Origin of the sequence: Halolamina sp., from assembly GCF_036626355.1 — an archaeon.
GTDB lineage: Archaea > Halobacteriota > Halobacteria > Halobacteriales > Haloferacaceae > Halolamina.
Window position 1 is genome coordinate 1 of record NZ_JAZKRY010000024.1, and the last position, 19,664, is coordinate 19,664.

General features: G+C 66.7%; 18 protein-coding genes. 11 read left to right on the forward strand and 7 right to left on the reverse strand.

Going from position 1 to position 19,664, the window contains the following annotated elements; translation table 11 throughout:
• Positions 1-365: 365 nt before the first annotated feature.
• Positions 366-797 (forward strand): winged helix-turn-helix domain-containing protein, encoded by a 432-nt coding sequence (locus V5A38_RS05600; protein ID WP_332324760.1) that lies wholly within the window; start codon positions 366-368, stop codon positions 795-797.
• A gap of 129 nt (positions 798-926) precedes the next feature.
• Here the strand turns inward: V5A38_RS05600 and V5A38_RS05605 are convergent, their stop codons facing one another.
• The 5 genes from V5A38_RS05605 to V5A38_RS05625 form a co-directional block, all read right to left on the reverse strand.
• Entirely contained in the window at positions 927-2,147 is a 1,221-nt protein-coding gene (locus tag V5A38_RS05605) for an FAD-binding oxidoreductase (protein ID WP_332324761.1), read from the reverse strand.
• Between the two features lie 9 nt (positions 2,148-2,156).
• Positions 2,157-3,539, reverse strand: a complete 1,383-nt coding sequence (locus V5A38_RS05610) for an aspartate aminotransferase family protein (protein WP_332324762.1) — start codon at positions 3,537-3,539, stop codon at positions 2,157-2,159.
• Between the two features lie 121 nt (positions 3,540-3,660).
• Positions 3,661-4,809 carry an FAD-dependent oxidoreductase gene (locus V5A38_RS05615; RefSeq protein ID WP_332324763.1) on the reverse strand — a complete coding sequence of 383 codons (1,149 nt, stop codon included), beginning with the start codon at positions 4,807-4,809 and terminating at the stop codon, positions 3,661-3,663.
• Positions 4,810-4,880: 71 nt separating this feature from the next.
• Complete coding sequence (locus V5A38_RS05620; RefSeq protein ID WP_332324764.1) at positions 4,881-5,762, reverse strand: arginine deiminase family protein; 882 nt, start codon at positions 5,760-5,762, stop codon at positions 4,881-4,883.
• A 19-nt stretch (positions 5,763-5,781) separates the two neighbouring features.
• Positions 5,782-6,246 carry an Lrp/AsnC family transcriptional regulator gene (locus tag V5A38_RS05625; RefSeq protein WP_332324765.1) on the reverse strand — a complete coding sequence of 155 codons (465 nt, stop codon included), beginning with the start codon at positions 6,244-6,246 and terminating at the stop codon, positions 5,782-5,784.
• Positions 6,247-6,408: 162 nt separating this feature from the next.
• Between V5A38_RS05625 and V5A38_RS05630 the strand changes: the two genes are divergently transcribed.
• The 6 genes from V5A38_RS05630 (at position 6,409) to V5A38_RS05655 (ending at position 14,178) form a co-directional block, all read left to right on the forward strand.
• Positions 6,409-7,425 carry an ABC transporter permease gene (locus tag V5A38_RS05630; RefSeq protein ID WP_332324766.1) on the forward strand — a complete coding sequence of 339 codons (1,017 nt, stop codon included), beginning with the start codon at positions 6,409-6,411 and terminating at the stop codon, positions 7,423-7,425.
• Positions 7,422-8,261, forward strand: a complete 840-nt coding sequence (locus V5A38_RS05635; RefSeq protein ID WP_332324767.1) for an ABC transporter permease — start codon at positions 7,422-7,424, stop codon at positions 8,259-8,261. Before V5A38_RS05630 ends, V5A38_RS05635 begins: the two co-directional genes overlap by 4 nt.
• A 111-nt stretch (positions 8,262-8,372) precedes the next feature.
• Positions 8,373-9,563 carry an extracellular solute-binding protein gene (locus V5A38_RS05640; protein WP_332324768.1) on the forward strand — a complete coding sequence of 397 codons (1,191 nt, stop codon included), beginning with the start codon at positions 8,373-8,375 and terminating at the stop codon, positions 9,561-9,563.
• 30 nt (positions 9,564-9,593) lie between these two features.
• On the forward strand, positions 9,594-10,730 hold the full coding sequence (locus tag V5A38_RS05645) for an ABC transporter ATP-binding protein (RefSeq protein ID WP_332324769.1): 1,137 nt from the start codon (positions 9,594-9,596) through the stop codon (positions 10,728-10,730).
• Between the two features lie 104 nt (positions 10,731-10,834).
• The gene (locus tag V5A38_RS05650; RefSeq protein ID WP_332324770.1) at positions 10,835-12,676 is read left to right on the forward strand and encodes an aldehyde ferredoxin oxidoreductase family protein; all 1,842 of its coding nucleotides are present in this window, start codon (positions 10,835-10,837) and stop codon (positions 12,674-12,676) included.
• Positions 12,677-12,753: 77 nt separating this feature from the next.
• A complete protein-coding gene (locus V5A38_RS05655; protein WP_332324771.1) occupies positions 12,754-14,178 on the forward strand; it encodes an aldehyde dehydrogenase family protein in 1,425 nt (474 codons plus the stop codon).
• Positions 14,179-14,327: 149 nt separating this feature from the next.
• On the opposite strand, the gene V5A38_RS05660 is transcribed toward V5A38_RS05655, so the two are convergent.
• Positions 14,328-14,513 (reverse strand): hypothetical protein, encoded by a 186-nt coding sequence (locus V5A38_RS05660; RefSeq protein WP_332324772.1) that lies wholly within the window; start codon positions 14,511-14,513, stop codon positions 14,328-14,330.
• Positions 14,514-14,611: 98 nt separating this feature from the next.
• On the opposite strand from V5A38_RS05660, the gene V5A38_RS05665 reads away from it, so the two are divergent.
• On the forward strand, positions 14,612-15,667 hold the full coding sequence (locus V5A38_RS05665; protein WP_332324773.1) for a zinc-dependent alcohol dehydrogenase family protein: 1,056 nt from the start codon (positions 14,612-14,614) through the stop codon (positions 15,665-15,667).
• A gap of 1 nt (position 15,668) precedes the next feature.
• Here V5A38_RS05665 and V5A38_RS05670 read toward each other — a convergent pair whose 3' ends face one another.
• Positions 15,669-16,712: an FAD-dependent oxidoreductase gene (locus V5A38_RS05670; RefSeq protein ID WP_332324774.1), complete on the reverse strand. Its 1,044-nt coding sequence runs from the start codon at positions 16,710-16,712 to the stop codon at positions 15,669-15,671.
• Between the two features lie 145 nt (positions 16,713-16,857).
• On the opposite strand from V5A38_RS05670, the gene V5A38_RS05675 reads away from it, so the two are divergent.
• Genes V5A38_RS05675 through V5A38_RS05685 form a run of 3 tightly spaced genes read left to right on the forward strand, consistent with a single transcriptional unit; the run spans position 16,858 to position 19,651 of the window.
• Entirely contained in the window at positions 16,858-17,826 is a 969-nt protein-coding gene (locus V5A38_RS05675; protein WP_332324775.1) for a DUF4129 domain-containing protein, read from the forward strand.
• Positions 17,823-18,386 carry a hypothetical protein gene (locus V5A38_RS05680; RefSeq protein WP_332324776.1) on the forward strand — a complete coding sequence of 188 codons (564 nt, stop codon included), beginning with the start codon at positions 17,823-17,825 and terminating at the stop codon, positions 18,384-18,386. Before V5A38_RS05675 ends, V5A38_RS05680 begins: the two co-directional genes overlap by 4 nt.
• On the forward strand, positions 18,383-19,651 hold the full coding sequence (locus V5A38_RS05685) for a DUF58 domain-containing protein (protein WP_332324777.1): 1,269 nt from the start codon (positions 18,383-18,385) through the stop codon (positions 19,649-19,651). Before V5A38_RS05680 ends, V5A38_RS05685 begins: the two co-directional genes overlap by 4 nt.
• Positions 19,652-19,664 lie beyond the last annotated feature (13 nt).

The following is a 19,664-nucleotide window of genomic DNA, read 5'->3' on the forward strand; positions in this document are numbered from 1 at the left end:
CGGTCGCCGAGGCCATGGAGATAACCCAGCCCACCCTGAGCAAACACCTCCGCATCGCCGAGCGCAAGCTGCTGGACCTGATTCTCGGCGGGATGCCGGCCGACTGAGCCGCGACGGCCGCCCGGCTCGCGTTCCAGCGGGCGACATCAAACAGTATAGCCCTGTAACCCGTTGGCACACGTACAGTGTTGCGCTCAGATACCTACGGGATGCCCCGTTACGACTGAATGCGATGGACGCCGTGACACGACTGATTCCGACCGCTTCCGGCGGCACGACGGGGCGACGGCCGGGGAGTACCCCCCCTTCCACGCTCCCTGCCCCACGCATCGTCACCGCCAGAGTCCAGCCCGGAGGTGGACGCGATGGCGAGTAGCGGAGAGTCGATCCCCCCCACCCAGACGACGGCCGGCGTCGTCCAGTCGCCTACCGGCGACGCCAGCAGTGTCTCCGCGGACTCCGACCACACGCGAATCCTCGCCGGCGACGAGGTATCGTCGTTCCTCGAGCTGCTCGAGGACCAGTACACCCAGAGCATCCTGTCGGGTCTCTCTGACGGCCCCCTGCCCGCTCGGGAGCTGGTCGGCAGCTCGGACGCGTCCCGCTCGACGATCTACCGTCGGCTGAACGCGCTTGCACGACACGGACTGGTAGTGACCGACATGGAGCTCCACCACAACGGCCACCACCGGAAACTGTTCGAGACGACGCTCGTGCGCGCCACGATCGAACTCGTCGACGGCGCCCCACAGGTCCGCCTAACCCTCACGCGACCGGTCGAGGCGGCCGACCGATAGCCCATCCCGAGCATCACCGGCCGCGCCGTGTGGACTTCACCGGCGATCCATCGCGTCCCCCACTCCCGCTGACGTTCCCCCTCCACTCACGCCCCAGAGTCCGGCCGTCTTTTGTTGGGCCCGCCGTTATCACTCGCCTTCGTACTCGTCGTCGCCCGCGGAGATCGACGTAAACTCGAAATCCGGCGACGTGGACTCGAACCGGTCGAGCGCGAACAGCTGTGCCGGGAGTTCGGTGTCCTCGCCGGTCACGAGCGCGCGCACCAGCGTCGCAGCCACTGGCGCGGTCATGACTCCGCGACCGTGGAACCCCGTCGCAACCAGCAGGTTCGCCGGCCCGGCCGCGGGCGCGTCGATGATCGGTCGGGTGTCGGGCGTCGCGCCGTCGACGCCGGCCCAGCCGTCGACGTAGCCAGCCCTGTCGAACCCCTCGAAGAAGCGCGGAAGCAGCCCGGCGACGTGCTGGCGAAACGCCTCGTCGGCCTGCCCGCTGGCATCCTCGGGAGTCTCCTCGGCGAACGACCAGCCCCCGACCAGCAGGTCGCCGTTGAGTTCCGGCCGGAAGTACACGTGCTCGCCCGGAATCCAGCCCATCGGGAACGACTCCGACAGCGGCTCCGCTGGGTCGAGCACCAGACACTGAGTTCGGTAGGGCTGGACCGGGAGTTCGAGGTAGTCCCGGAGGAACCGCTCGCTTCGCCAGCCCGCGGCGACCAAGACGCGGTCGGCACGGACCGCGCCGGCCTCGGTGACGAGGCCGGACACGGCTTTCTCGGTGCCCCCCTGCACCGAGAGCTCTTCGACGGCGGTCCCCGTCAGGACCGTCGCACCCGCGGCTTCGGCTTCCGCACGAAGCGTGACGGCGAACGTATAGGGGTCGACGAAGCCGGTTTCGTCGTGTTTGACCGCTCCGGCGATGTCGTCGGTCCGCAGCCGCGCCGCCGCCGCCGCCACCGCCTCGGCGTCGAGGAACTCGATATCGATCCCCTCGCCCCGGAGGCGGTCGACCCGGCGTCTGGCCACCGCCGCCTGCCCGGGTCGGACGAGTTCGAGGCTGGGCCGTGGCTCGTAGCTGAACTCGCGGGTGCCGTCGAACTCGTGGAAGAACTCGTTCGCGTGAGTCGCGACCTCGGGGGAGTCGGAGTAGGAGGGCGTCATCGTCACTTCGCCGGCGGCCAACGCCGTCGCTTCGCCAGCGACCTGGCCCTTCTCGACAACCAGCACGTCGTGGTCGGGCGCCAGCGCGTTCGCGGCCGCACAGCCGATGACGCCGCCGCCGACGATAGCCAGGTCGTACGTCCGCTCGAGTGCGGTCGCCGGATCGACGGCGGCCGCGGTGTCGTCCGTCACTGTTGCTCGTTAGTACGGGTGGTCCACCGCACGGAAGGCCGCTTCGGCGACCTCCAGGGCGTGGTCGACCTGCTCCTCGGTCGTGGAGTAGGTAGTGAAGAACCGCTCGCCCTGCATCGGGTTGCCGAAGAGGACGCCGCGGCCCGCGGCCTCCAGCCACCAGTCGGCGAACTGCTCCTCGTTGGAGTGCCAGGTGTCGCGATAGCTGTGAATGTCGTGGTCGGTCATGTACACCTGGCCCATGGAGCCGATATGCTGGACGTTCACGTCCAGCCCCACGTCGTCAGCGACCTCCTGCAGGCCGGTGAACAGCCGGTCGCCCATCTCCTCGATATGCTCGTAGACGTCGCGCTCGTCGAGGATTTCGAGCGTCTTCAGTCCCGCAGCGGCCGAGACGGGGTGACCGTTGTAGGTGCCGCCGTGGAACGCCGCGGTGTTCCACTTGTGAGCCTCGTCCTTCTCGGGCGGCGCGATCTCCTGCATGATCTCCTTTTTTCCGCCGAAGCCAGCCATCTGATAGCCGCCGCCGGCGACCTTCGCGAACGTGGTCATGTCGGGCATGATGTCGAACCGGCCCTGGGCGGACTGCGGGCCCAGGCGGAACCCGGTCATCACTTCGTCCCAGATGAGCACGATGCCAAGCTCCTCGGTCAGCTCCCGGAGGAACTCGTGATAGCCGTCACGCGGCTTCAGACAGCCACAGGAGAACATCACCGGCTCGATGATCACTGCGGCCATGTCGTCGGCGTGCTTGCGGAGGATCTTCTCGGTGGCCTCCTTGTCGTTGAACGGGAACGCGACGACCGTCTCCGAGACCGCATCCGGGATCCCCGTGCCGTAGGAGACGGTGTTGGGTTCGTCCTCCGGCCCCATCGCCTCCTCGGAGGCGTAGACCGACTGGAGCGCGTAGTCGTGGGCGCCCGCGTAGCCGCCCTCGGGTTTGGCGATGATGTCGTTGCCCGTGTAGGAGCGGGCGACGCGGATGGCGTGCATCGTCGCCTCGGAGCCGGAGTTCGCGAGGCGCACCTGCTCGATGCTCGGGGTCATCTCCGTGACCTTCTCCATGTACTCGAAGGCGATGGGCTGGGGCGTCGCCGTCAGGTCACACGTGGCGGCCTGCTCCTGGACGGCCTCGACGACCTCGGGGTGGCTGTGGCCCAGGATGATCGGGCCCAGCGCGAGCAGGAAGTCGAGATACTCGGTGCCGTCCATGTCGGTGACGTAGGAGCCCTCCGCCTCCTCGATGTAGAACGGATAGGGGTCGAACGCTCGAACGTTGGACTCCACACCCAGCGGCGTCACCGCCTTCGCCCGGTCGTGGAACTCCTGGCTCCGCGTGGTCCGCTCGCGGAGTCGCTTCGCGTGGTCGTACTCGGCGTCAGGCTGGCTCATCGTAGAATGAGAGCATCACTGACCCAATAAATCTTTGGCCGATTGCCAGAATTTCCGAATGACTACATAATATACTCGGCAGAATGCCGTAACTGTTGTACCTGTCGACGCCCGCACGCGGCTACACGTCGGAGGTGGAGACGTACTCGAACTCCGGCGAGAGCGAGTCGAACCGCGAGAGGGCGAACGGCTCAGTGGGGAACGGCGCCGGGTCGCCGGTCACCCGTTCCCGAACCGTCGGACCGACCACCGGCGAGGCCATCACGCCCAGCCCGTTGAACCCGGTCGCGACGACGAGGCCATCGGGCCCGACGGAATCGATGATGGGTCGGGTGTCGGGCGTCGCAGCGTCGACACCGGCCCACCCGTTGACGAAGCCGGCGTCCTCGAACCCGCGGACCAGGCCGGGGACGAACTCCGCGACGTCGAGTTTGAACGATTCATCGGCGTCGCCGGAGACCGCCGACGGATCGTCGATGAGATGGTGCTCACCGCCGATGAGCAGGTCGCCGTTATGTTCGGGCCGGAAGTAGAGATGCTCGCTCCCGATGCGCCCGAGCGGGAACCGGTCGTCGAGCGGGTCGTCGGGCTCGAGCACCAGCACCTGCGTCCGGTAGGGCCGAATGGGGATTTCGACGCCGGCCGGGAGCAGCGACTGCGTTCGCCAGCACGCCGCCAGCACCACCGCGTCCGCCTCGTACTGGCCGGCACTCGTCTCGACCCCGGTCACTACCCCTGTCGCGTCGTCACCCTCGACGGAGACAGCGTCGACCGTCACGCCCGTCTCGATGGTCGCACCGCGCTCCTCGGCCTCGGAGGCGAGTGCCGAGGCGTAGGAGTAGGGGTCGACCCAGCCGGTGTCTCCGAACTCCACCGCCCCGACGAACTCCGTCCCCTCAGGGGTAAACGCGGGGTAGTTCTCGGCGACATCCGATGCGGAGAGATACTGCACCGGGAACCCCGCCTCGGCGAGCCGTTCGGCGCGCTCGCGGTGCTCCGCGACCTCGTCTTCGGTGACGAAGTCCAGCCGGTCGCGTGAGGTGAAGCTGAACCCGCCCGTCCCGTCGAACGTCTGGAAGAACTCGTTCGCGTATCGGGCAACGTCGGGTGTTTCGGCGTAGAACAGCGTCGGTGCGACGATACCGGCCGAGAGCCCCGTGGCCCCGGAGGCGATCCCGTGCTTGTCCAGAACGGTCACGTCGTGGTCGCCCGCGAGCTCCCGCGCCACCTGACAGCCGGCGACGCCCGCGCCGACGACGAGGATATCCATGTGAGCCCGTGCCGCGCGAACAGATATAAATCCAGTTGTTTTTCGGTTATCGTCGCGTTTTGCCGAAGGTTCTACTGCAGTTGCGACCGTTCGAGCGGCAGCACCAGCCCCTTCAGCCCACCGCCGGCCTTCGCCGTGTTCCGGATGTCGAGTTCGATAACCTCCATCCCGGCCGCCGTTAGCGCCGCCCTCGTTTCGGGGTTGCCAGCCGCCAGCAGCACCGTCTCGTCGTCGACGACGATGGTACTGGTGGCGCGGTTGCGCTGCTCACGCATCGGCACCTCGATACAGTCGATACCGCGGTCGGCCAACAGTTCCTGGAACTCCGTCGGCACCGCCTGCGGGTAGATGACCGCGAGGTCCGGTCGTACCATCCCGAACACGAGCGTGAGGTGGGTCTGTCCGCTGGACTCGGTGGAGCCGAAGATGGGCACCTCCACCAGTTCGATATCGTACGTCGAGAGCACGGAGCGGAGCTGCCGAATCCCCTCGGCGTTGGTCGTTTTCGAACGGCCGACGGCGACGGTCTCCTCGTCGAGCCAGACCATGTTGCCGGCCTCGAACCCGCCGGGGCCGTGGACCGTGTGGTAGATGGGAATACCGAGGTCGACGGCGGCCTCTGTCAGATGCCGCTCCTCACCCTGGCGGTTCGGCTCGACCATCCCGGCGACGACGAGGCCGCCCTCGATGGCGAACCCGACATCACGCACGAACAGGAGCTCCGCGAGCTCCGACTCGACCTCCCCGATCTCGTGGACCGTTACGCCGTGGTCCTCCAGGGTATCGACGAGCGCGGCGTGTTCCTTGGCGACGCGCTTGCGCCGGGGCAGCCCGTTCCAGCCCCACGCGTCCGGGTCGACCACGGTCGAGAACTCGTCGCCGGGTTCGTGGACGAGCACGCGCTCCAGCGTACCGGTGTCACGCCGGACCGACGGCCGTATTCCCAAAGTCATTGATTGGTTGTTCGACATATTAGTCGATCTGAAGCTTCTGTTCCTCTTTGACGCTGCGAAGCGCGACTTTCGTCTCGGTCGCGGTGACCCCGTCGTAGGCGCCCAGATCCGCGAGCGCGTCGGTCAGCTCCGACCGGTCCCGGACGCGGATCTTCACCAGCAGGTCGGCCTCCCCCGTCACCTCGTGGATCTCCTGGAGTTTGGGCTCCTCGGCCATCCGCTCGGCGACCGCGGAGAACCGACCCGGCTCCGTGTGCACGGCGATGAAGGCGACTTCGGTCGCGCCCAGCAGTTCAGGGTCGAGCACCGCGCGGTACTCCCGGATGTAGCCGTCCTCCTCCAAGCCGTCGACGCGCTCGTGGATCGTCGCCGTCCCCATTTCTAGCCGGCGGGCGATCTCGGAGAGCGCCGTTCGGCCATCCGCCTGAAGGATTTTCAGAATCTTGCGGTCGATATCGTCGAGCTCGTCGACGCGGTCACTCATCACCAATGTCGCTACCTTAGCGGGGAGGGTAATAACGATGTTGGACCCGAGAAATCCGGCCGGAAGCGAACTAGGCCAAAGAACTATCGGAGTATCGGTACGTTTCCAAAATTATTTATGTCGCGACGGCAACCTGCCATCCAGTCATTGTGAGTTCTACGCATGGAAAGCCAATACGAAACAACTGACGGAGCAGCCGGGGAGCCCTCACTGCCCGAGCGGATCCGGAGCCATCCCTACGCCGGACTCGCGTTCAATATCTCACCCGCGGCTTTCTGGTTGACAGTCTTCTTCCTCGTGCCCCTGTTCGTGATGCTGATCTACAGTTTCGGGGAGCGAGGGGCGTTCGGCGAGGTACTGCTGGGACTCGATCAACTGGGGCTACAGAACTACGAGACGTTCTTCATCCCCGAGGGGTTCGGGCTCCTGGAGACCATCTGGGTCTCGGTGGCGTGGTTTGTCGGGTGGGTGACACCGACCGGAATACAGCTGACTGAGGCGACGCCGACACCCTACGTGCAGCTAACCATCCGGAGCATCTGGTACGGGATCATCGCGACGCTGGTCTGTCTGGTTATCGGCTACCCCACCGCGTACTATATCGCCAAGCTCGCCCCGGAACAGCACCGGAACATGCTGCTCGCGCTGGTCGTCCTGCCCTACTGGGCCTCCTACCTCGTACGGATCTACGCCGTCAAACTGCTGCTCGCAAAAAACGGGATCATCCCGTCGGCGGTCGCGGCGCTGCCGTTCGTCTCCGGGCAGCCGGAGCTGCTCTACAACAACTTCTCTGTCGAGTTCGGGCTGGTGTACATCTGGCTCCCGTTCATGATCCTTCCCGCCTACGCGAGCATCGAACAGATCGACTTCACGATGCAGGAGGCGGCGATGGATCTGGGCGCCGATCGGCTCGACGCGTTCCTCCGGGTCACCTTCCCGCTCTCGCTACCAGGTGTCGTCGCCGGGAGCATCCTCGTCTTCATCCCGAGCGTGGGCGCGTACGTCATCCCCGAACTGCTCGGCGGGCCGAGTAACTCCACCATCGGCCGGTTCATCGCCTCGCAGTTCGGCGCTGCGGGGAACTGGCCGCTCGGCGCGGCCGCCTCCTTCGTCCTGATGGCCATCATGATGGGAAGCATCTGGATCTACCTCAAGCGTGCAGGGGGTGGTCTCCTGTGAGCCTCAGTAGCTGGTTCCGGCGACTGCGATCACGGCAGATGGAGCGGTTCGGCAGCGGCTTCCTCGGCGTCCACGCGCTGTTGGTCTACCTGTTCCTCTACGTGCCGGTGTTCATCCTCGTCGCGCTCTCGTTCAACGACTCCCGCTACGCCATCGTCTGGCAGGGGTTCACCACGGAGTGGTACGTCGATCTGTTCAGCGGACAGGCGATCGGCCGGGTCGACCCGGCGGTGGCGTGGACGGCGTTGCAACACTCCGTCGAGATCGCGATCGTCACCGTGCTGGTCAGTGTCGTCCTCGGAACGATGCTCGCGCTGGCGCTCGACCGGTACGAGTTCCCCGGCAAACAGCTGTTCCAGGGCGTCGTCTACATGCCGCTGGTCATCCCGAGCATCGTGATGGGGATCTCGCTGCTGATCTTCTTCAACATGAGCGGCATCAGCCAGGGCATCGGCACGGCGATCATCGGCCACATCGCCTTCGACATCAGCTACGTGACGGTGATCGTGCTCGCGCGGCTGCAGAACTTCGACCGGACGATGGAGGAAGCGGCGAAGGATCTTGGCGCCTCGGAGTTCGAGACGTTCCGCTGGGTCACCTTCCCCATCATCAAGCCGGGCATCATCGCGGGCGCGCTGCTCGGCTTCGCGATGTCGTTCGACGATTTCGTGGTGACGTTCTTCATCATCGGGAACCAGACCACCCTGCCCATCTTCTTCTTCTCGATGGTCAGACAGGGGATCTCGCCGGGTGTGAACGTCGTGGCGACCATCATCCTCGCCATCACGTTCGCCGCTATTCTGTTGGCACAGAAAGTCGAAGGGATAACCTGGTAGTCCAGGGGTCGATCGGGATCTCGAGGGTGTGTGACCGTCTACCGTGTCACCGGTCACCAGAAACTTTATGCCTACCTCACCGATACCCGAAAAGGTAGGTGAACATAACCCATGAAAAAGAAAAATCGTTCGGGACGGCGGCGCTTTCTGAAGCAAACCGGGCTTGCGGGCACGGCTGCACTGACCGGGCTCGCAGGCTGTAGCGGCGGTGGCGGTGGCGGCGGGACGGAGACGGCGTATCCGGGGAACGCCACGAAGCGGGAGGAGTACGCGCTGCCGGAGCTCGACTACGAACTCGAGGACAACCTCAACGTCTTCCAGTGGGCGGATTACTGGCCCACTGGAACGGTCGAGAAGTTCGAGGACGCGTACGGGGTCTCGGTAAACGTCTCGAACTACGCCTCCAACGAGGAGATGTTCAACAAGCTGAAGGCGGGCGGTGCCGACCAGTTCGACCTCATTTTCCCGTCGGACTACATGGTGAGCGTCCTCGTCGACCAGGAGATGGTGCAGCCGCTCAACAAGCAGCGCATCCCCCACTGGGACAACCTCGAACAGTACTGGATCGACAATGCGCCGTACGACCCCGGGGAGGATCGCTACTCGGCGCCGTACTTCTGGGGGACCTCCGGCGTCGCCTGGAACGAGAACATGTTCTCTGACTCGGTGAAAGACGAGCTCCCGTTCCAGTCCTGGGATATCATGTGGGACGACCGCTTCGAGGGCGACATGACGATGCTGAACGACCAGCGCGAGAGCATCGGTGCTGCCCTCAAGCGGCTGGGCTACTCGCTCAACACCAGAGACGAGGACAAGATCGAGGAGGCCAAGGAGATCCTCATCGACCAGAAGAAGCTGCTGGGCACGTACGACTCCATCAACATGGCCGAGAGCCTGATCAACGAGAACTTCTCGCCCATCCACAGCTGGTCGGGTTCGGCGTTTACGGCCTACTGGGAGCTCTACTCGGAGGAGTCCTCGCCGATCAACTACCAGGTGCCCGAGGAGGGTGGGGTGGTCTGGGTCGACACCGCTGCCGTCACCAGCGGCGCGAAGAACCCGAACGCGGCCCACGCGTTCATCAACTTCGTCCTCAACGCGAAAGTCAATGCCGAGATCGCCAACTACGTCTACTACCCCTCGCCGAACGAGGCGGGCAAGGAGTACATGTTCGAGTCGATGCTCAACAACGAGCGCATCTACCCGCCGGACGAGGTGTTCGAGAGTCTGGAGTTCATCAAGAACGTGGAGGACGCCACCCAGCTCTACAGCGAGGCGTGGACGGAGATCCAGAACGCGTAGGATGGACGAGCACATATTCGGCCCAACGGCATGATCGAGTACGACGTAGAGCTCGACCACGTCACGAAGCGGTTCGACGACGTGACGGCGGTCGACGACGTGAGTTTCGATATCGAGGAGGGGAAGTTCCTCACGCTGCTCGGACCGAGCGGGTGTGGGAAGACGACGACGCTCCGCTGTATCGCCGGTTTCGAGACGCCGACGGAAGGGGAGGTCCGCATCGACGGCGCGCGGGTCAACGAGATTCCGCCCTTCGAACGCGAGACGAGCATGGTGTTCCAGTCCTACGCGCTGTTCCCGCACATGACCGTCCACGAGAACGTCGCCTTCGGCCTGCAGATGAAGGGGATTCCCGGTGAGGACGGCTCGGAAGCCAGCCACGGCATCAGCGGCGCGCTCTCGAACCTGGTGCGGCGCGAGGGGAGCGAGGAGATCGACACCCGCGTCGAGCGCATCCTCGACCTGGTCGAACTCCCGGGGATGGGCGACCGCGCGGTCGACGAACTCTCCGGCGGCCAGCAGCAGCGGGTCGCGCTCGCCCGCGCACTCGTCACCGAGCCGACGGTGCTGCTGCTCGACGAGCCGCTGGGCGCGCTCGACCTGAAGCTCCGGAAGAGCATGCAGGTCGAGCTGAAGAATCTCCAGGAGGAGCTGGGCATCACCTTCGTCTACGTCACCCACGACCAGGAGGAGGCGCTGACGATGAGCGACGAGATCGCCGTGATGAACGAAGGGCACGTTGAACAGCTCGGCACCGCCACCGAGATCTACGAGGAGCCGGCCTCGGAGTTCGTCGCCGACTTCATCGGCGAGACCAACCTCATCCGCGGCGAGTACACCGAGGCCGAGAACGGCGCGACCATCGAATCCGGCGGGCTGCGGTTCACGGTCCCGGAAACGCCGGAGGCCAGCGGGCAGGTCGCCTTCGCCATCCGGCCGGAGAAGGTCCGGCTCGGCGACGAAGCAGCGGGGCTGGAGAACAGCTTCACCGCCGAGGTGACCGACGAGATCTACAAGGGGAACATCGGGAAGTTCGTGGTCGAACTCGAGAACGGCCAGGAGCTCACCATCGACATGCAGATCCGCGACCAGGGGCAGTATCTCTCGACAGGCCGTTCGGTCGAAATCGGCTGGGCGGCAGAGAACTCGGTAATACTCACAAAGTAATCACGGTGAAGTTCCGGCTGCGTCGTAACTCTTCATCCGGATGAGCCTGTAGGGAGAACGTTTTCGGGAAGGGCTTTATACTGTACTGGCCCGACTCCCCCAGTATGTCACAGGCTATCGAGCCAAGCACAGAGGTAGCGGAGCTCCGGCATCTCCTCCGCGTCAACCTGACAGACGGCACCGTCGAGACCGAGGAGATCCCGGCGGGGTACCGCGACCGCTTCATCTCCGGGAAGGGGCTGGGCGCAGCGCTCCTGCTCGACGAAGTGCCGGCCGGCGTCGACCCGCTCTCGCCGGCGAACACGCTCTACTTCATGTTCGGGCCGCTCTCGGGGTTCGCACCCGGCACCTCCCGGTACGGCGCCATCACCAAATCGCCACTGACGGGAGGATACGTCGACTCCTACTCGGGCGGCCATTTCCCGGCGATGTTCCGCTTCGCGCTCCCGGAGTACCTCGGCATCGCGATCGAGGGCGAATCCGACGAGCCGGTGTATCTCGACGTTACCGACGACGGCGTCGAACTCAAGGACGCCTCCGACCTCTGGGGGATGGACACGAAGGAGACGGCCGCCCAGTTCGACGGGAAGTTCACGAAAACCGCCTGCATCGGTCCCGCGGGCGAGAACGAGGTGCGATTCGCGACGATCACCAGTGACGAGGGAACCCACCACGCGGGCCGCGGCGGCGTCGGCGCAGTGATGGGCTCGAAAGGGCTGAAAGCCGTCGTCGCGACGGCCCAGGACCCACCCAACCCGGACAACGTCCGCGGGCTGAAAGCCGAGCATACGAAGCGTCTCGGGACGAGCGAAGATGTCGCGTGGGCGCGCAACGGTGGGACACAGCTCATCCCGGAGTGGACCCAGGCCGTTGGCGCGTTGCCGACCCACAACTGGACGAAAGGCACCGTCGAGGACGTCGACGACATCTCCATCGACGCATTCGCGACGGGCCACGTCGGCACCGACTCCTGTTACGGCTGTCCGGTGGCCTGCGGCCACATCACCGACTTCTCCGAGACGGACGTCGACGGCGCGTTCCCGAACGCGCGCGTCGAGTGGGGCCCGGAGTACGAGACCATCGGCATGGTCGGCGCCAACACCGACATCACCGACGTCACCGCCATCACCGAACTCGCCGACCGCGCGGACACGCTCGGGATGGACACCATCACGCTCGGCAACGTGCTCTCGTTCGCGATGGAGTGCATCGAGGCGGGCGTCGTCGACTACGACCTGGACTGGGGTGACGCCCATGGTGCAGCCGAACTCGTCACCGATATCGCCAACCGCGACGGCGACCTCGCGGATCTGCTCGCCGAGGGCTCCCAGCAGGCTGCGGAAGCGTTCGACGACGAGCGGGCCCTGGAAGCCTCGGTGCACGTCAAAGGGATGGAGCTCCCGGCGTACGACCCGCGCGCCTCCTACGGGATGGCGCTGGCCTACGCGACGGCGGACCGTGGCGGCTGTCACCAGCGGGCCTGGCCCATCGGCTCTGACGCGCTGGGCGGCGACCGCGACCCCTTCGCCTACGATGAGCACGTCGCCGTCGTCGTCGACGAGCAGGACGAGAACGCCCTCGGCTTCTCCGCGGTGGCCTGTGACTTCACCGCCTACGACTACGGGAAGGTCTGTGAGTGGCTGAACGAACTGGGCTACGACGTCGACGAGGCGACGCTGGAAACCGTCGGTGAGCGTGCCTGGAACATGACCCGGCTGTTCAACGCCCGGGAGGGGTTCGCCCGCCCGGAGGACAGCCTCCCCGAGCGCCTGACCGAACCGCTGGAGGACGGCGGTCCCGCAGACGGGAACGTCATCTCCGAGGAGCGCTTCGAGCAGATGCTCGACGAGTACTACCAGCTTCGCGGCTGGACCGAGGACGGCGTCCCCACGGCGGAGACGGTCGAACGGCTCGACATCGACGACTGGGCCGAGCACGCCGCGTAGGGCGAAATTCTTTCGGCGAGAATCCACTCGTTCCGAAAACTATTTTTTCACTCGCCAACGACAGCGAATACCACACCATGCGCGAGCTATACATCGACGGCGAATGGGTCGACGCCGAGTCAGCCGAGGGCATCGACGTCGACTCGCCAGTGACGGGCGAGATCATCGACACGGTGCCGGACGCGAACGCACAGGACGTCGCCAGGGCCGTCGCGGCCGCCGAGCGTGCCCGGCAGGAACTCCGGGAGATGACTGCCTTCGAGCGGGCGGCGGTGCTCGACGAGGTGACGGAGTATTTCGAGGAGCACGAGGACGAGATCGCTCGCGGCATCACCGAGGAGGAGGGCAAACCCATCCACGAGTCCTACGACGAGACGGAGTACGTCATCAACTCCAGCGACGACTACGGCCACGACGGCATCCGGCTGTTCGGCGACGTGGTCCCCTCCGAGCACCGCGGGCGCTTCGCCTACACCCAGCACGAGCCCTACGGCCCGTGTGCGGTCATCTCGCCGTGGAACTTCCCGCTCGAGGTGCCGGGCGGCTCGATCTACTCCGCTATCGCGACGGCGAACCCCGTCGTGTTCAAGCCGGCCGAGGAGACGCCGCTGACAGCCTACCACATCGCCGAGGCGTTCGCACAGTCCTCGGTGCCCGACGGGGCGTTCAACCTCGTGACGGGCGCAGGGGGGACAGGCGCCGAGTTGGTCGCCGACGAGCGCATTCGTCTCATCGCCTTCACCGGCTCGACGGAGGTGGGCCAGGAGATCGCCAAAACTGCCGCCGAGCGCAACGCCCAGTGTCTGCTGGAGATGGGCGGGAAAGACCCGATTCTGGTGCTCGACGATGCCGACGTAGAGCACGCTGCAGCCTCCATCGTCTCCGGGTCGAACTGGAACGCCGGGCAGGTCTGCTGTGGCACCGAGCGGGTCATCGCCACCGCCGGCGTCCACGACGCGCTGGTCGAGGAAGTGGTAGACCAGACAGAGGAGCTCGTCGTCGGCGACCCCTTCGAGGCGGGGACGAACGTCGGGCCGATGGTCTCCGACCGCATCCAGCAGGCGACCCACGAGCACGTCGACGAGGCCGTCGGCCGGGGGGCGACCGTCCGAACCGGCGGGGAGTCCGAGGGGCTCTACTACCAGCCGGCGGTGCTCTCGGGCGTGACCGCCGACATGGCCATCGCGCGCGACGAGACGTTCGGGCCGGTCACCCCCGTCATCGAGGCTGCGGACTACGACGAGGCCATTCGCATCGCCAACGATTCGAAATACGGGCTCCAGGCCGCGCTGTTCACCGACTCACTGGAGCGCGCACACGACGCCGCCAACCGGTTGGAAGCCGGCGGCGTGTTCATCAACGAGACGAACAACTACTGGGAGCGCCTGCTCCCCTTCGGCGGCTACAAGCAGTCGGGCTCCGGCGGCCGGTACGGCTCGAAGTGGCATCTGGAGGCGATGACGCAGACGAAAGCCGTGATGATGAACTACCGCGACTACTGAGCGCTGGACCGCTCACACCGGCATCCACGCTGTCGTCCAACCCAGTTACTCGATGCCGTCCGAATCGGTTACTCGACGACGGGGAGCGCATGAGGACACCGTCACGGATCACTGCGGCCAGCAGAAACGGGAGCGGGAAGCGGTCGCCGTTACTCCTCTTCGTTCTCGCTTCGGAGATTCGCGAGGCGCTCCTCGAGGTCGTCAATCGCCTCTCGAGCCTCCTGGCTCGCCTTCTCGCCCGCTTCCTTCGACTCCTCGATAGCCTCGTCGAGTTCTTCCCGCACGCGTTCAATCGCCTCGTCCACGCCCTGGAACCCGTCGTTCTCGTCAGACATGACAGAGCGACAGTCGGAATGCGACGGCAAAAGTAGTGGCCGGGTAATCGTCGCTCCCACCGACAGCTCTTACTCACCGACCTCCCAACCCTCGGCCAATGCGCACTGCCGTCCTTCGCGAGTACGGCGAACCGCTCGACGTGACCGAGCGCCCCCAGCCCGAGCCAGACCCGGACGGCGCCGTCGTCGCCGTCGAGGCCTGTGGCATCTGCCGCTCGGACTGGCACGCCTGGCAGGGTCACGGCGAGTGGGCCGACGACCAGGTGCCCCTGGACTACGTGCTTGGCCACGAGCCAGCGGGTCGCGTCGTCGAGGTGGGCGACGACGTGAAGCGATTCGACGAGGATGACCGCGTGGTCGTCCCGTTCAGTCTGGGCTGCGGCGCCTGTCACGACTGCCAGACCGGCCACGGAAACACCTGCAGCGACGGGCTGGCGCTGGGGTTCGAGCGCGACGTGCCGGGCGCCTTCGCCGAGCAGGTCGCCGTGCCCAACGCCGACTACAACCTGCAGGAACTCCCCGAGGGGGTGCGCTTCCGCGACGTCGCGGCGGTCGGCTGCCGGTATATGACCGCGTTCCACGCGCTCGCCCACCGCGCCGAGGTCGGCGGGGGCGACTGGGTCGCGGTCCACGGCTGCGGCGGGGTCGGGCTCTCGGCCGTCCAGATCGCCGACGCGCTCGGTGCGCGACCCATCGCCGTCGACGTCGACGAGGACGCGCTCACGCGGGCTGACGAGGTCGGTGCGTCAGTGACGGTCGATGGCGCCGAAGCTGACGTGGTGGCGGAGGTCGAGGCGATCACCGACGGCGGCGCCGACGTCAGCGTCGACGCGCTCGGGCGCGCCGAGACGGCCCGCAACTCCGTGCGCTGCCTCCGCGCGCGTGGCACCCACGTGCAGGTTGGGCTGACGACCGATGCCGAGCGGGGCGAGGTGCCTCTCCCCACTGACTGGATGACCCGCTGGGAGATCGACTGGCTCGGCTCCCGGGGCATGCCGCCGGCCCGGTTCGGCGACCTGCTCTCGATGGTCGAGGACGGGGCGCTCGAACCGGGGAAACTGGTCGGTCGCGAGGTGCCCCTGGACGACGTGTCGGACCGCCTAGCGGCGATGACGAACTACGAGACCGAGGGCGTGGAGGTCCTGACGTTCTGAGTCACAGCCCGTCGACGAGTTGCTCGCCGACGTCCAGCCCGTTGGCCAGCGCCGCGTGAACTCGCGCCTCGCCGACAACCCAGTCGCCGGTACAGTAGAGGCCCGCAGCCCGGGCTGAGTCGACTGGCCCCTGCAACACCTCGCCCTCGGTCAGCGCGTACCGCCAGCCCTGATGGTCGGCCCATACGGGGTCGGCCAGCCGCGCGTCGCCGACGATGTCGGCGGTATAGTCGGCAAGCGCTGCGACGTTTTCCGCCGGCTCGTCGTCGTAGTGTTCGACGGACCACTCCTGATTGGCCTGCACCACGAGCAGCGTTTCCCCAGCAGGCACGTGCCCCCCCTTGCACTCCTCGCGGGAAATCCAGCCCACGGGGTGGTCTTTATCGGTGTTGACCAGCCCGTAGTACGGTACATCGAGTGCGAACGGGTAGCGCAGCACAGCTGTCCAGATAGTCCGGAACTCGACGGTCTGGAGCGCCTCGACCAGCGCCTCGCGGGCCGGGTCGTCCCAGTCGGCGCCCCCCAAGAGCTCGGCCGTCTGTGGCGCCGGCGGGTTCAGCACCACAGCGTCGAAGGGGCCGTGGTCGACCCCCTCGTCGTCGACGAGGGTCCAGGTCTCGACGTCGGCGTCGTAGCGCATCGTCTCGACCCGCGTGCGACGATGGATGTCAGCATCAGTCCGCCCGAAGAGCCGCTTGGCGAGCTGCGTAAGCCCCTGCTCGTAGCTCCACTTGGCCTCCTCCGGCTCGCGGCCGGGCGAGACCTCGCCCGTTCGGTCGAACGTGTAAATCGGCTCGGTCACGCCGACGAGTCCTTCATCGTCGAGCGTGTCGGTGAGGAGTTCGTTTACCCGGTCGTTGGCGGCCTTCACGTAGTTCGCGCCGTAGTCGTAGGTCAGGTCGCCGTGCCGGCGGGTCGCCGCACGGCCGCAGAGGCCGCCGGATTTCTCCAGAACCGTCAGGTCGGCGTCAGGCAGCGCGCCGTCGACGACGAACGCCGCCGCGGCGGCCCCGGCGCCAGCCCCGACGAAACCGATATCGGTCATGTCCGATCGTTCGCGGGGCTGCGTGAAAAGTCGTGTGCCCTGTCCGCCAGTAAACGGGGCCGTAGACGCCGTCCACCGTTGATACAGGGCCGCACGCGCCGTCCGCTGGCGAAACTCCTATGCGTGCCTACCACAACCAAACCACGTGAAGCGGGACACCGCGTTAGCGCTCGTCCTGGCGCTGCTCGCCCTCCTCGCGATCGGCCTCGCAGCGGCGACGCTGGACAACCCGGTGAGCAGCTCCGGGGACGGCTTCGGCTCCGGGAGCGGCGAGGACATGGGGAGCGGTTCTGGCGCCGAGGAGACGGAGACCGAGGAGGGTTCGGTCAGCCCCGGCATTCCAGGGATGGAGGGAGGGAAGATCCAGGGGCCAGCGCCCTGTATGGAGTGGCTCGACACGTTCAGGGTGAAACTCGGTATCGTGCTGGCGATTCTGTCCATCGGCGGGCTGATAGCGTACGTGACCAAGGTGCCGATACTCGGCGTCATGATGATCGTCCCGATCTCCTTTTTCACGTATCTCATCTTCCTGATTCTGACGTCCTGTGGGGTATTCGAACTGAATTTCGGCGGCGGCATTGGGCTCGGGGCAGGGAACCCAAGTGGCAACAACAGCACCTCTGGGGGCGGGATGGGCGCCGCCGCCGACACCGTCGCCAGCCAGCCCTCGCTTCTGCTTGGTGTCGTGCTCGTCGTGCTCGTTATCGCCGCCGTGGTTCTGCTGTTCGTCGCCACCGGCGACGCCGGCGAGGAGCCGGAGGAGCACGAGGAGATGCCGCCGGAGCCGCCCACGCCGGATATCGGCGCCGTGGGCCGGGCCGCCGGTGCGGCCGCAGACCGCATCGCTGCCGAGGCCAACGCAGGCAACGAAGTGTACCGCGCGTGGGCGGAGATGACCGAACATCTCGCCGTCGATGGCCCCGAGTCGAGCACGCCCGCGGAGTTCGCCGACGCGGCCGTCGACGCCGGGATGGCCACCGACGACGTCCGCGAACTGACGAGTCTGTTCGAGGAGGTGCGGTACGGCACCGTCGAGGCGACAGCGGATCGTGAGGAGCGCGCGGTATCCGCGCTTCGGCGAATCGAGGCAGGCTACGCGGAGGAGGAGCAGTGAACGTCCGGCTTTCGGGCATTATCGGCGCCATCGCGGTGCTTATCGGGTTGCTGTTCATCGTCCAGCGGGAGTTCGCGGCGGCGCTCTCCCTCGAGTGGACGCTCGTGTTGTTGATCGCCGCAATGGCGGGGATACAGGCGCTCCGGTTCGTTCAGGACCGCCGGCACACGACGCTCGAAGCGACTGAGACGGGCGACCCGGAGCGGCGCTACGAGGCGCCAACACCGGGCGACGACGCTGACGAGACGCTCGGCCTCGCCAGCGGCTGGTCACGGCGGGGGCGTCGGTCCCGGGCACAGCTCCGGGAGCGCGTGGCCGAAGCGGCAACGGCCGTCATCGTCGACACCACCGGCTGCTCGCGGACGGAGGCGATTCAACGGATTCGGCGCGGGGAGTGGACCGACGACCCGATCGCAGCGTGGTTCCTGAGCGATTCGGTCGAACTCGGCCGCCGCGAACGCCTCCGGCTGCTGCTCGGCTCGCCGCTCTCGCGGTTCGGCGCGGCACTCGACCGGACCGTCCGGGCCGTCGAGGCCCGGACGGGGGGTGAGGAGCCGTGAGCTCGGCGTTCGACACCGAACACTGGACCGGCATCGGCGCGCTCTCGCTCGCCGCGCTCGCTGTGGGGCTCCCGCTACGCCAGGAGGGGCTCTTTCTCGTTGCGCTGGTCGGCGTCGGTTTCGTCGCCTACGCGCGCCTCGAGGAGGCCCCGGAGCCCGAGCTCAGTGTCGAGCGGGACCTCTCGGACCCGACCCCTGCCGCCGACGACGAGGTGGTGGTCCAGGTCACCGTGACGAACGATGGGGAGTCGACGCTGTCCGATCTCCGACTCGTCGACGGGATTCCTTCAGGGCTCGCGGTGACCGAGGGGACGGCTCGACTCGGTACCGCGCTTCGACCCGGCAAGCGCGCGACGTACAGCTACACCGTGACGGCGGTTCGCGGAAGCCACGACTGGCAGCCGATGACGGTTATCGTCCGGAACGCCAGCGGCTCTCGCGAGCGGGCCGTCGAGGCCAACACGGAGACAACACTCCGCTGTCTGCCGGAGCTCTCCTCGACGGCCGACCTCCCGCTGCGCGGGCTGACGACGCCCTACGCCGGGCAGGTTGCCACAGACGTCGCGGGGTCGGGTATCGAGTTCCACTCCACGCGGCGCTACCGGCACGGTGACCCGCTCTCTCGGGTGGACTGGAACCGCTACGCCCGGACCGGCGAGCTCTCGACGCTCTCGTTTCGGGAAGAGCGGGCGGCAACGGTAGTGCTGCTCATCGACACCCGAGCGGAGGCGTACGTCTCGCCGGGCGAGGAGTCAGAGAACGCTGTCGAGCGGGGCGTCGAGGCCGCGGGCGAGGCGTTCTCGGCGCTGCTCGAAACGGGGGACCGTATCGGTATCGCGAGCTACGGTCCCGAGGAGTGCTGGCTCGCGCCGAACACCGGCGAGCGCCACCGGGCGGACGCGCGCCGCCTGCTGGGTTCCCATCCGGCGTTCTCGGTGTCGCCCACCGACGACCCGTTCTACCCTTCCATCGCGCTGCGGCGGCTCCGTCGGCGCCTCCCCGCGGACGCGCAGGTGGTCATGTTCAGCCCGTTCGTCGACGACTACCTCGTGACGCTTGCCAAGCGCCTGGACGCCTACGGCCACAAACTGACGGTCATCAGCCCGGATCCGACGGTCGGGGACTCGCCTGGCCACCGTCTCGCACGGATCGAGCGCGCTGCGCGGCTGCGTGACCTCCGGACCGGCGGGCTGCGAGTGCTCGACTGGGGCGACCGCCCGCTGGCGGTCGAGTTAGCACGGGCGAACGAACGGTGGCGACGATGAACGTCGAACACCG

Excerpts from the sequence above, each read along its gene's own strand:
- V5A38_RS05600 (WP_332324760.1), top strand. The coding sequence starts at position 366 with ATGGCGAGTAGCGGAGAGTCGATCCCCCCCACCCAGACGACGGCCGGC.
- V5A38_RS05610 (WP_332324762.1), bottom strand. The coding sequence starts at position 3,539 with ATGAGCCAGCCTGACGCCGAGTACGACCACGCGAAGCGACTCCGCGAG.
- V5A38_RS05615 (WP_332324763.1), bottom strand. The coding sequence starts at position 4,809 with ATGGATATCCTCGTCGTCGGCGCGGGCGTCGCCGGCTGTCAGGTGGCG.
- V5A38_RS05620 (WP_332324764.1), bottom strand. The coding sequence starts at position 5,762 with ATGACTTTGGGAATACGGCCGTCGGTCCGGCGTGACACCGGTACGCTG.
- V5A38_RS05625 (WP_332324765.1), bottom strand. The coding sequence starts at position 6,246 with ATGAGTGACCGCGTCGACGAGCTCGACGATATCGACCGCAAGATTCTG.
- V5A38_RS05630 (WP_332324766.1), top strand. The coding sequence starts at position 6,409 with ATGGAAAGCCAATACGAAACAACTGACGGAGCAGCCGGGGAGCCCTCA.
- V5A38_RS05640 (WP_332324768.1), top strand. The coding sequence starts at position 8,373 with ATGAAAAAGAAAAATCGTTCGGGACGGCGGCGCTTTCTGAAGCAAACC.
- V5A38_RS05645 (WP_332324769.1), top strand. The coding sequence starts at position 9,594 with ATGATCGAGTACGACGTAGAGCTCGACCACGTCACGAAGCGGTTCGAC.
- V5A38_RS05650 (WP_332324770.1), top strand. The coding sequence starts at position 10,835 with ATGTCACAGGCTATCGAGCCAAGCACAGAGGTAGCGGAGCTCCGGCAT.
- V5A38_RS05655 (WP_332324771.1), top strand. The coding sequence starts at position 12,754 with ATGCGCGAGCTATACATCGACGGCGAATGGGTCGACGCCGAGTCAGCC.
- V5A38_RS05660 (WP_332324772.1), bottom strand. The coding sequence starts at position 14,513 with ATGTCTGACGAGAACGACGGGTTCCAGGGCGTGGACGAGGCGATTGAA.
- V5A38_RS05665 (WP_332324773.1), top strand. The coding sequence starts at position 14,612 with ATGCGCACTGCCGTCCTTCGCGAGTACGGCGAACCGCTCGACGTGACC.
- V5A38_RS05670 (WP_332324774.1), bottom strand. The coding sequence starts at position 16,712 with ATGACCGATATCGGTTTCGTCGGGGCTGGCGCCGGGGCCGCCGCGGCG.